General features: G+C 66.0%; 10 protein-coding genes. 3 read left to right on the top strand and 7 right to left on the bottom strand.

Annotated elements, in window-relative coordinates:
* The 3 genes from AKL29_RS46175 to AKL29_RS38780 all read right to left on the bottom strand — a co-directional run.
* On the bottom strand, nt 1-400 hold a 400-nt coding region (locus tag AKL29_RS46175; protein WP_244482660.1), incomplete at its 3' end, for a glutathione S-transferase N-terminal domain-containing protein.
* A gap of 109 nt (nt 401-509) precedes the next feature.
* Entirely contained in the window at nt 510-1,268 is a 759-nt protein-coding gene (locus AKL29_RS38785) for an SDR family NAD(P)-dependent oxidoreductase (RefSeq protein ID WP_038377534.1), read from the bottom strand.
* A 37-nt stretch (nt 1,269-1,305) separates the two neighbouring features.
* Nucleotides 1,306-1,875 (bottom strand): TetR/AcrR family transcriptional regulator, encoded by a 570-nt coding sequence (locus AKL29_RS38780; protein WP_028334468.1) that lies wholly within the window; start codon nt 1,873-1,875, stop codon nt 1,306-1,308.
* Nucleotides 1,876-1,979: 104 nt separating this feature from the next.
* Here AKL29_RS38780 and AKL29_RS38775 point away from each other — a divergent pair, with 104 nt between their 5' ends.
* On the top strand, nt 1,980-2,768 hold the full coding sequence (locus tag AKL29_RS38775; protein ID WP_050387956.1) for a crotonase/enoyl-CoA hydratase family protein: 789 nt from the start codon (nt 1,980-1,982) through the stop codon (nt 2,766-2,768).
* Nucleotides 2,769-2,943: 175 nt separating this feature from the next.
* Nucleotides 2,944-3,795, top strand: a complete 852-nt coding sequence (locus AKL29_RS38770; RefSeq protein WP_082190821.1) for a division plane positioning ATPase MipZ — start codon at nt 2,944-2,946, stop codon at nt 3,793-3,795.
* 15 nt (nt 3,796-3,810) lie between these two features.
* Here the strand turns inward: AKL29_RS38770 and AKL29_RS38765 are convergent, their stop codons facing one another.
* The 4 genes from AKL29_RS38765 to AKL29_RS38750 all read right to left on the bottom strand — a co-directional run bounded on the left by AKL29_RS38765 (nt 3,811) and on the right by AKL29_RS38750 (nt 8,583).
* On the bottom strand, nt 3,811-5,316 hold the full coding sequence (locus tag AKL29_RS38765) for a glycosyl hydrolase family 79 N-terminal domain-containing protein (RefSeq protein ID WP_244482659.1): 1,506 nt from the start codon (nt 5,314-5,316) through the stop codon (nt 3,811-3,813).
* Nucleotides 5,317-5,373: 57 nt separating this feature from the next.
* Nucleotides 5,374-6,234, bottom strand: coding sequence for a sugar phosphate isomerase/epimerase family protein (locus AKL29_RS38760; protein WP_050387812.1), 861 nt, complete (start codon nt 6,232-6,234; stop codon nt 5,374-5,376).
* A gap of 3 nt (nt 6,235-6,237) precedes the next feature.
* Complete coding sequence (locus AKL29_RS38755; RefSeq protein ID WP_028334464.1) at nt 6,238-7,584, bottom strand: MFS transporter; 1,347 nt, start codon at nt 7,582-7,584, stop codon at nt 6,238-6,240.
* A 126-nt stretch (nt 7,585-7,710) separates the two neighbouring features.
* Nucleotides 7,711-8,583 carry a phytanoyl-CoA dioxygenase family protein gene (locus AKL29_RS38750; protein ID WP_028334463.1) on the bottom strand — a complete coding sequence of 291 codons (873 nt, stop codon included), beginning with the start codon at nt 8,581-8,583 and terminating at the stop codon, nt 7,711-7,713.
* Between the two features lie 98 nt (nt 8,584-8,681).
* Here AKL29_RS38750 and AKL29_RS38745 point away from each other — a divergent pair, with 98 nt between their 5' ends.
* Nucleotides 8,682-9,692, top strand: coding sequence for a LacI family DNA-binding transcriptional regulator (locus AKL29_RS38745; RefSeq protein ID WP_050387811.1), 1,011 nt, complete (start codon nt 8,682-8,684; stop codon nt 9,690-9,692).
* Nucleotides 9,693-9,694: the final 2 nt, after the last annotated feature.

Below are 9,694 nucleotides of genomic sequence, written 5' to 3'. Positions count from 1 at the left end.
CGCCGCGCAACTTCTCGCGATCCTCGATGAAATCCCGCGGGACCTTGTCGCCGATGAAGCCGAACACGAGGTTGACCGTGTTCTGGAAGAACGGCCGGTCGGTCCACATGCCGAGCGCCCAGGGCATGCCGGCATTGCCTGCCGGAAACAGCGTCGGCGTCGGGTAGCGCCGCTCCAGCTCGCGGATGATGATCTGTGTGTCACAATAGATGTCGGCACCGATCTGCATCGTCGGCGTGCGGCGATAGCCGCCGGTCATCGGCATCAGGTCGGGCCGCGGCATGATCCGTGAGATCCGCACCGAATTCCAGGCGAGTTTCTTGAATCCGAAGATGATGCGGATCTTCTCGGAGAACGGCGATTGATCGAAATGGTGCAGGATCGGCGTGGGCTGCGACATGGCCTTCTCCCGGGACAGGGTGCGATCTCGACGGACCTTGCCGCATAAGCTGACAAGATTCCGGCCGATCGCAACCTATATTCGCGGTGAGGAGGGCGGCGCAGCGCGTTCAGAACTGCTCCGCCCACGGCCGCAGGTCGAGCTCCAGCGTCCAAGCGCTGCGATGCTGGTGGTGCAGCACCCAATAGGCGTCGGCGATGGCCGCGATGTTGAGCATGCCATCCGGTCCGCGCTCGTCCTTCAATTGTGGGCGCATGCTCAGCAGGCGGTCGCCCTCGATACCGCCATCGACCACGACATGGCCAACATGGATGCCCTGCGGCCCGAACTCCCGCGCCACGCTCTGCGCCAGCGCGCGCAGCGCGGCCTTTGCGGCGGCGAACGGTGAGTAGTTGGCCTTGCCGCGCAGCGAACCGCTGGCGCCGGTGAACACCAGCGTGCCGCCGCCGCGCGCAAGCAAAGCGGGGATCGCGGCCTGTGCCAGCTGGAAACCGCCGAGCGCATGTTCGCGCCAGTGTTCCTCGAAGCGCTGCTCGCTGACCTTCAGAAACGGTGCCGGCCGGTTGGAGCCCGCATTGTGCACGGCCATCGCGAGCGGTGCGAGCCTCTCGGCCGCCGCGACGAAGCGCGCGACATCGGCCGCCGTGGAGGCGTCGCCGACCACATGCGCGACCGTTGCGCCGCCTGCGGCGAGCTCGGCCGCCGTCGCGGCGAGCTTGTCGGCGTTGCGGCCGGCGATCGCGACGGGATAGCCGCCGGCAGCAAAGCGACGCGCAATCGCCGCGCCGAGGCCGTTCGATGCGCCGACGCCGGCAATCAGCACGCTTCCCTGCACGGCGGTCGGCTCGAGGGCGGATCGGTCGTTCATGGCTTGCTCCATCAAGGTGCCCGCGGCGCGGGCGAAATCATTCGTCGGATGCCATCGCGACGATGCTGTCGCGCACCGTGCGCAGAACGGCGTCGGACCGCTTCTGGTCGGTGAGGACGCGCGAGATCGCCAGCGCCCCGACCATCGCACTCACCGCGAGGATTGCGTTGCCGTCGTCATCGTCGCCGAACGTCTCGGCGACCTTGGCGATGAAGGATTCGATGTGCGGCTCCATCACCGCGCGGCACTGCGCGTCGGCGCGGCCGACATCCGAGATCAGCGCGCCGATCGCGCAGCCCGACCCGGGCGAGTCGCGATGGGCGCGGCTGAGATAGCTCCGCACCAGTGTGTTGATGTTGATCGGCTTGTCGGGATCGCGCGCCGCGTGAGCCGACGCTTCGCCTGCATCCAGCGCCTGTTCCAGCGCCGCGGCGATCAGGTCGGAACGCGAGGCGAAGTGCCCATAGAAACCGCCATGGGTCAGCTTCACCTGCTGCATCAGGCCGCCGATGCTGAGCGCGTCGAGGCCCTTGCCGCGGATCTGCGTCGCAGCCTCGTTCAGAATACGCTCACGGCTCCTGGCCTTTTCGGCCTGGGAATGGCCCATCTCGCCTGTCCCCTGTTTGACTCTCTTTCTGGATTATGACCATCATGTATCTGGATGACAACCATCATCCAGAAATTATCCAGTCACAAAGCAGGGAGGAACTGATGTCCGGCAGCGCGAGCGAAGGGCGGGTCCGCCACGAGCGGCACGACCACATCCTCAAGATCATCATCGACAATCCCGCGAAGAAGAATGCCTTCAGTCCGGAGATGATGGCTGAGCTTTCCGACGCGCTGACGCTGCTCGACAATGACGATGGCCTCTGGGTCGGCGTGCTCTGCGCCGCCGGCGGCAGTTTCACCGCGGGTCTCGACATGCCGAAATTCTTCGGTCCGACGGCGACGCGCAAGCCGCTGCCGGAGGGCAACGTCGACCCATTCGGGTTGTCGAAGCGCTGCCGAAAGCCGATCGTCACGGCGGTGCAGGGTATCGTGTTCACCGTCGGCATCGAGATGATGCTGGCCGGCGATATCGTGATCGCCGCGGACGACAGCCGCTTCTGCCAGATGGAAGCCAAGCGCGGCATCGCGCCGCTGGCGGGTGCGCATTTCCGCTATATCAGCCGCGCCGGGTGGGGCGATGCGATGTATCACCTGTTGCTGTGCGACGAGTTCACCGCCGCCGAAGCGCATCGGATCGGTCTCGTGCAGGAAGTCGTGCCCGCGGGCCAGCAGGTCGAGCGTGCAATGGCGCTCGCGGAGATCATCGCGCGCAATGCGCCGCTTGGAATCCAGGTAACCAAGGAGGCGGGCCGCAAGTTCATCGAAGCCGGCGAGCAGGCGGCAATTGCGATCATCCCGCAGATCCGCGAACGCGTGCTCAACACATCAGATGCGGCCGAGGGCATCAAGTCCTTCGTGGAGCGTCGCTCGGCTGTGTTTCAGGGACGTTAGTTGCGTTCACGATACGTGCTCGAAGAAGCTGTGACAATGATGTCGCAGCTTCTTGATTTCGATCACGACAATGTAGCAGCGACTCTTGTCGAGATTCGTCGAATCAGGGAAATTCGAGTCATTCATTAAATTCTGTTTCGTCCTGCTTTCACTCAAGCGTCCGGTATGGATTCCCATGACAAACGCACGAGTAATAGTTGTCGGAAATAACAAGGGCGGCTCGGGCAAGTCGACAATTGCCATGCACGTCGCCATCGCGCTGATCAAGGCGGGTCAGCGCGTCGCCACCATCGATCTCGATAACAAGCAGAAGTCGCTGACGCACTACGTCGAGAACCGGCGGGCTTGGGCGCGGGAAACCTCGCTGGATCTCGGCGTTCCCGCGCATATGTGCTTCGAGACGGTGAGCGGCAGGAGCAGCGAGGTCGAGACGCTCGGGCGCAGCGCGTTGGCCGAGATCGTCGAGCGGCTCGGCCGGTCGCACGATTTCGTCGTCATCGACTGTCCCGGCCACGACACCTATCTCACGACGTTCACGCATTCGCTGGCGAACACGTTGATCACGCCGCTCAACGACAGCTTCCTCGATTTCGACGTGCTCGGCACCGTCGATCCGAACGACTTCAAGGTGACCGGCATCAGCCACTATTCGAAGATGGTGGAGGAAGCGCGGCGCCAGCGCAGCGCACACGATCAGCCGGCATTCGAGTGGGTGGTGCTGCGCAACCGTCTCTCCACGCTCGGGTCACGCAACAAGCGCCTGGTCGGCGAAGCCTTGAGCGAATTGGCCAAGACGCTGAATTTCCGCCTGGTCGATGGCCTGGCCGAACGCGTGATCTTCCGCGAATTCTACCCGCGCGGACTGACGGCGGTCGACGACGCCAGCCAGCTCGCACTCGGTAGCCGGCCGACCATGTCGCATGTCCCCGCACGGCTCGAGATGGAACGGCTGATGACCGCCATCATGCTCGGCCATCTGGTGGCGCGTCGGCCGGAATCCTCCGACGCCAGCCGCGACGCGGCGTAAGGCGACGTCGGGCCGCTACCGGCAATTGGCGTTGCCGGCGTCGGTGACGGTCAGGAACGTGATGGTTGCCGGTGCGAAGACGATCGTTCCGGCGACTGTCGCATTGCCGTCCAGCGCGGGGATGCGATCAGAGGCTCCAAGCAAAAGCGTCGCGCCATTGAGCTGGACGTTGCCGTCGGCAGGCTTTTCGCTCGCGAGCGTGTAACGTTGCGAGGCGGCTGACAGCGTGAGCTTGTGCCGCATCCGCCGATCATTGTTGATGACGAGCAGGGCCACTCCATCGGGCACGTCGCGCGCGCAATGCGCATAGACATGGAAGCCGTGACGCTCCGCGATACCGGCATCCAGCACGGTGGTGCCCATCAACCGCCGCCACAGCAGCGCAGCCCAATAATTCGGCCGCGGCAGATGCGTGCGCTCGTCCAGCAGCCCATAGTCGCTCGCGGCAAGCGTGTTATGCATCACCACCTGAACGCCGGCCTTGGCCAGCCATCCGAGTTGATCGAGGTAACGGAACGTATCGGTGAACGTCGCGGCCAGGCGATTGCCGCCGCACGCGGTCTCGGCCGTCTCGGTCACCCAGATCGGCTTGCCCGGTGCAAGCTGGTCGCGCAGCGTCTCGTAGAGGGCGAGGCTGTTGCCGGTTCGCGCCAACCATTCGTCCGACAATGCCTGCCTTGCCCTGCGATCACCGCCGCATCGCGCCGACAGCGCGCCATAGTGATGGTAGGAGACCGCGTCGATGCCTGCCGCTGATGCGGCGAAAAGCGCTTGGGCCTCAGCGCCGGCGCCGATCGTGCCGGGGCCGAGGATCGTCACGTCGGGCGCGGTGTCCTTCATGAAGCCGCGGAACGCTGCAAAATCCCGGCCGTAGGCCGCGGCATCGTAGCCGTCAGGGGCACTGCCGATGGCCGGCAGATCGGGCTCATTCATGAACTCGGCCGCGGCGATACGCCCGCCAGCAGATCGCGTGAAAGCGAGAAGTTGCCGGGCCTGCTCGGGACTCCATTGCCCCGCAGCGTCACGCGCGCCCGCGCTGATCGCAAAGGACGTGACGATGGGAGCGTCGACGGCGCGCGAGAACTCGATCACGTCCCGCCATTGCCGTCGCGTCAGCACGCCGTTGAAGCCGGCTGGCGGTGCAGCCGGTGGCGTCTCGGAATCCGAAAAAAACGTGCTGTTGGCCCAGGTCCCGCTGACGCGCAGATAGGCGGGAGAGAGCGCGGCGGCGAGCTTGTGCAGCCTGCCATCGTGCAGGTCGATCGGAGCGCGAGCTGCGAACCGCTCCGTTTCTGCTCGCCGGCGCGTGGCGGCGGTTGCGTAGCGCTTCCAGAACCGTCCGCCGGTCACCTCGACCATCTCGATGTTGTAGGACTGAAAGCGCGGGTCGATGGTCGCGACGCGCGGCAGGGTCGCGACATTCAGGGCGAACTCTGCCGCGGCCGCCTTCGTATGCGCGAAGGTTGCCATCGCCGAGACGGCGACGAGGCATCGAAGCGGATAAGCCCAGCGGTCGCGCACGGGTCCTCGCGGCGTTCCGGATTGTGGCGTTCAGGATGCCGCCGCGGCTTGCTTGAATCAATGCGGGAACGGGCCTTGCGGCTCGTTCGCGATACGATCCCAAAGCGCGCGGATCGTGTCCTTCATGACCAGCGCGTCCTGCCAGCGGTCGGACAGTTCCCTGCCGTCGGGCCCGGTGATGGCATAGGGCGGGGGACCGAGCTCGCACAGGAAGGTCAGGGTGGCGTCGGGACCGGCACGTTTCCGCCACGAGCGGATACCGTAGTCCCACCAACCCATGAACAGCGACTCCCAGCCCTGGTGTTGCGGAAAGCCGAGCGAGATCTGCACCTGCTCGCGGCTCGCGATACGGCCATGGATGCCCCAGGCATTGTCGAGGATGCGATGGATCATCGCATGGTTGACGTCGTCGACCGGCCAGGCGAATTCGCGGCCGACCAGATAATGCGAGAGATCGGCGGTGAGCCGCAGATCGGGAAAGCAGTCGAGCAGGTCGAGCATGAAGAACAGGTCGGTCGTCATGCGGTCGCGATGGGTCTCGACATGCACGGCAACGCCGGCCTCCGCGGCAAGCCGCCGCCAGCCTTCGAGCAGCGGAATGCAATCTGCGAGCCGGCGCGGCCGAACGTCCGGCTGCAGGTTGACATGATCGGCGCCGAGCCGGGCGACCAGCTCGAGCACCGGTTTCAGGTCGTCGACCGTCCTCGGGTAGCATTGCGCCTGCCAGATCATGCCATGCGCGCGAAGGAAGCTCGTCACCTCGCGCGCAAAGACAGGATCGATGAAGCGCACGCCGGCGCCGTCAAACCCGGCATCGCGGATCATCGCGAGCTGGGTTTGCAGCGGCCATTCGCCCTCATCCGCCAGCCGCCGCTCCATCGCCCAGAGCGACTGCAGGACACGCAGTTGCTGCGCCACCGATCAGGCCCGCGCCGGGATCGCCGTGGGCAGCTCGGCATGTTCGCCTTCGTCGGCGGCGATGTTCTCCTGGTAGGTCTCGGGCCCGATCCAGATCGCAACGACGGTGCAGGCGGACAGGAACATCGCGTAGCAGGCGACCGGCCACCAGGTGCCATAGGCTGCGACCAGCGCGGTGGCGACGAACGGCGCCGGACCACCCGACAGCAGCGAGCCGAGCTCGCGGGCGAAGGCAAAGCCCGCGAAGCGGCGTTGCGGCGGGAACAGCTCGGCGAAATACGCCGCCTGCGGCCCGAACATCGCCGCCGTTACCACCGCGCGCGCCAGGATGAAGGCGAGCGCGATCATGATCCATTCCTTGGTGCCGACCATCCAGAAGAACGGGAAGGCGAGCGCCACGCCGGCCAGCGCGCCGAACATGTAGACCGGCCGCCGTCCGATCCGGTCAGACAATGCCGCGAAGCCGAGGATCGCAAACAGTTCGACCGTGAATGCCAGCATCAGCGCGCTGAGCGCCTCCGCCTTGGGCACGCCGAGCGTGGTGATCACGTAGCTCAGCCCAAACACCGGGAAGAAATAGCCGAGCCCGTTCTCGGCCATGCGGGCGCCGAGCACGACGAAGAAGTTGCGCGGATGCCGGCGCAACGCTTCCATCGCCGGATTGCTTTCGACCTTGCCGCGCGCGACCACCGCCTCGGTGTAAACCGGCGTCTCGGTGATGCGCATGCGGACGAAGATGCCGACGACGATCAGCAGGAAGCTCGCCAGGAAAGGCAGGCGCCAGCCCCAGCTCATCAAATCCTCGCGCGGCAGCATGGTGACCAGCGCAAAGGCGGCGGCCGCAAGCAGGTTGCCGACGGAGACGCCGAGCGGCGCGAAGCCGCCCCAGAAGCCGCGATGCTTCGGCGGTGCGTTCTCGACCAGATAGATCACCGCGCCGCCATACTCGGCGCCGGCGCCGAGACCCTGGATGACGCGCATCGCGACCAGGAGGATCGGCGCCCAGATCCCGATCTGCCCATAAGTCGGCAGGAAGCCGATCGCGGTGGTGCCGATGCCGATCATCAGGAGTGTGGAGACCAGCACCGGCTTGCGGCCATAGCGATCGCCGAGGATGCCGAACAAAAGGCCGCCGAACGGCCGCACCACGAAGCCGACGCCGAAAGTCAGGAACGACAGCAGCGTGCCGACCACCGGATCGCTCTTCGGAAAGAACAGCTCGCCGAACACCAGCGCCGCTGCGGTGCCGTAGAGGAAGAAGTCGTACCATTCGAGCGCGGAGCCGATGCTTGCGGCCAGGATCACACGCAGGCGCGATGTGCGAGCGCCATCTCTTGCCATCTCGGTCATTCGTTTCCCCGTTGTTTTGGTTTTTATGGTCGTTTTGATCGGGCACGATCTCCGCAGTTGTCGCGGCGGATCGTGCTCGTGAAAGCGGCAATGCCCGCGGCCTGGCCGCGGGCATTGTGGTCGGTCTTAAGCGGCGCGCGTGAAGTAGGATTTCTTCGATGCCGACTGGGTCTCGTAGATCGATCCCTGTCGCTTGGCCGGCGGCAGTGGCATCCGCACCGGCACGTCGGTGAGCCGCGGCGCGACCACTGGAGGGCCCGCCAGCAGGCGGCTGTTGAATTCGTCGAAGTCCTTGACGCCCATCAGCGGCCAGGCGTCGCTGGCGGCCACTTCATAGAGCAGCAGGTTGCGCGGCCGGTTCGACGTGTTGGTCGCCGAGCCGTGCAGCGCGCGCACGTGATGGAACGACATGCTGCCGGCCTTGCCCATGCAGGGCACCGCGCGCTTGATGTCGTCCTGGATCTGGTCCGGATCGATCAGGCCCGCGAAGTGGCCGTCCTCGCCGTGATGATCCCACATCGTGGCGCCGGTGTGCGATCCCGGCGTCACCAGCATCGGGCCGTTCTCGATGTCGCAATCGTCGAGCAGCACGCCGATCGCGAGGATGTCGTCATTGGTATGCGGATAGAATGCCCAGTCCTGATGCCACTCGACCGGCGAGCCGTATTGCGCTGACTTCATGTTGAGCTTGGAGCCGTGCAGGCGAAGGCCGGGGCCGATCAGCTTGGTGAGGATCGAGATCACGGCGGGGCTGCGCACGATCTCGTCGAAGATCGGATGCACCTTGTGCGGCGCCTTGATGCGGCGGACGCGCGGATTGTCAGGCGAATGGCCCGGCTCGAGGTCGTAGACGTCGGTGTGCTCGCTCACGCTGGCGGCGCCGGCCACGAGCTCGGCGAGGACCGTGCGCACCTTGCCTAAGGTCTCCTGGTTGAGCACCTCGGGGACCACGATCACCCCGTCGCGCTTGTAAGCCTGGGCCTGTTCGTCCGAAATCATGCCGTTTCTCCCTTTTTGTTTCATGTTAGCGCTAACATGAGGTGATGCTAGCGCTAACATCATGGCTTGGCAACCCGGAATCGTGCAGGCTCCAGCCCATGAGCTCCGAACTGACCGCCCCCGGGACCGGCCCGGCCGGTGCCGCGCCCACCCTTTCAGAGGTGGCCAAGCGCGCCGGCGTCTCCTCGATCACGGTGAGCCGGGTGGTGCGGATGCCCGACCTGGTCGCCCCGGAGACCCGGGCGCGGGTCGAGCGGGCGATGCGCGATCTCGGCTATGTCCCGAACCTGGTGGCGGGCGCGCTGGCGAGCGCGCGGACCAATTCGGTCGGCGTGCTGGTGCCGACCATCGCCAACTCGATCTTCGCCGACACGGTGCAGGGCCTGTCCGACAAGCTCGAGCCGCTCGGCTTCTCCGTGATCCTGGCGCAGTCGCGCTATGATGCGGCACGCGAGGACCGCATGCTGGCGGCGCTGTTGTCGCGGCGGCCCGAGGCGATCATCATGGTCGGCTCGCCGGCGACCGAGGAGGGCAGCCGCCTGCTGCGCAATGCGCGCATTCCGATCGTCGAGACCTGGGATCTGCCGGCAAACCCGATCGACGCGGTCGCGGGCTTCGACAATTACAAGGCCGGTGTCGCCGTCGCGAAGCATCTGGTCGCGCAGGGCCGCAAGCAGCTCGCCTTCATCGGCGGCGACGATCCGCGCGGCACGCGCCGCTGGTTCGGCTTCAGGGACGAGGCGCTGGCCAGCGGCCTTGCCGAGCCGCGCCGGTTGATCCTGGACCGCAAGGATTCCGGCAGCGTGGCGGCGCACGCACGCCTGCCCGGTGTCGACGCGGTGTTCGCCGCCAACGATGCGCATGCGATCGGCTTCATGTCCGGGCTGCGCAAGGCTGGGCTGCTGCGCGACGGGCCTGCATCGGCGCAACCGGTCGCCGTGATCGGGCTTGGCGATCTCGAAATGGGCCAGTTGATCTCGCCGACGCTGAGCACGATCAGCGTGCATGGCGACGCGATCGGCCGCACCGCGGCGACGCTGACGCTGGAGCGCGGCGGCGAGCGCCGCGTCGATCTCGGCTTCGAGCTGGTGCTGCGCGACAGCGGCTAGCG

The organism is Bradyrhizobium pachyrhizi (assembly GCF_001189245.1).
GTDB classification, from domain to species: domain Bacteria; phylum Pseudomonadota; class Alphaproteobacteria; order Rhizobiales; family Xanthobacteraceae; genus Bradyrhizobium; species Bradyrhizobium pachyrhizi.
Note: the sequence above shows the minus strand (reverse complement) of the source record. Positions and strands in the feature narration are given on the sequence as shown.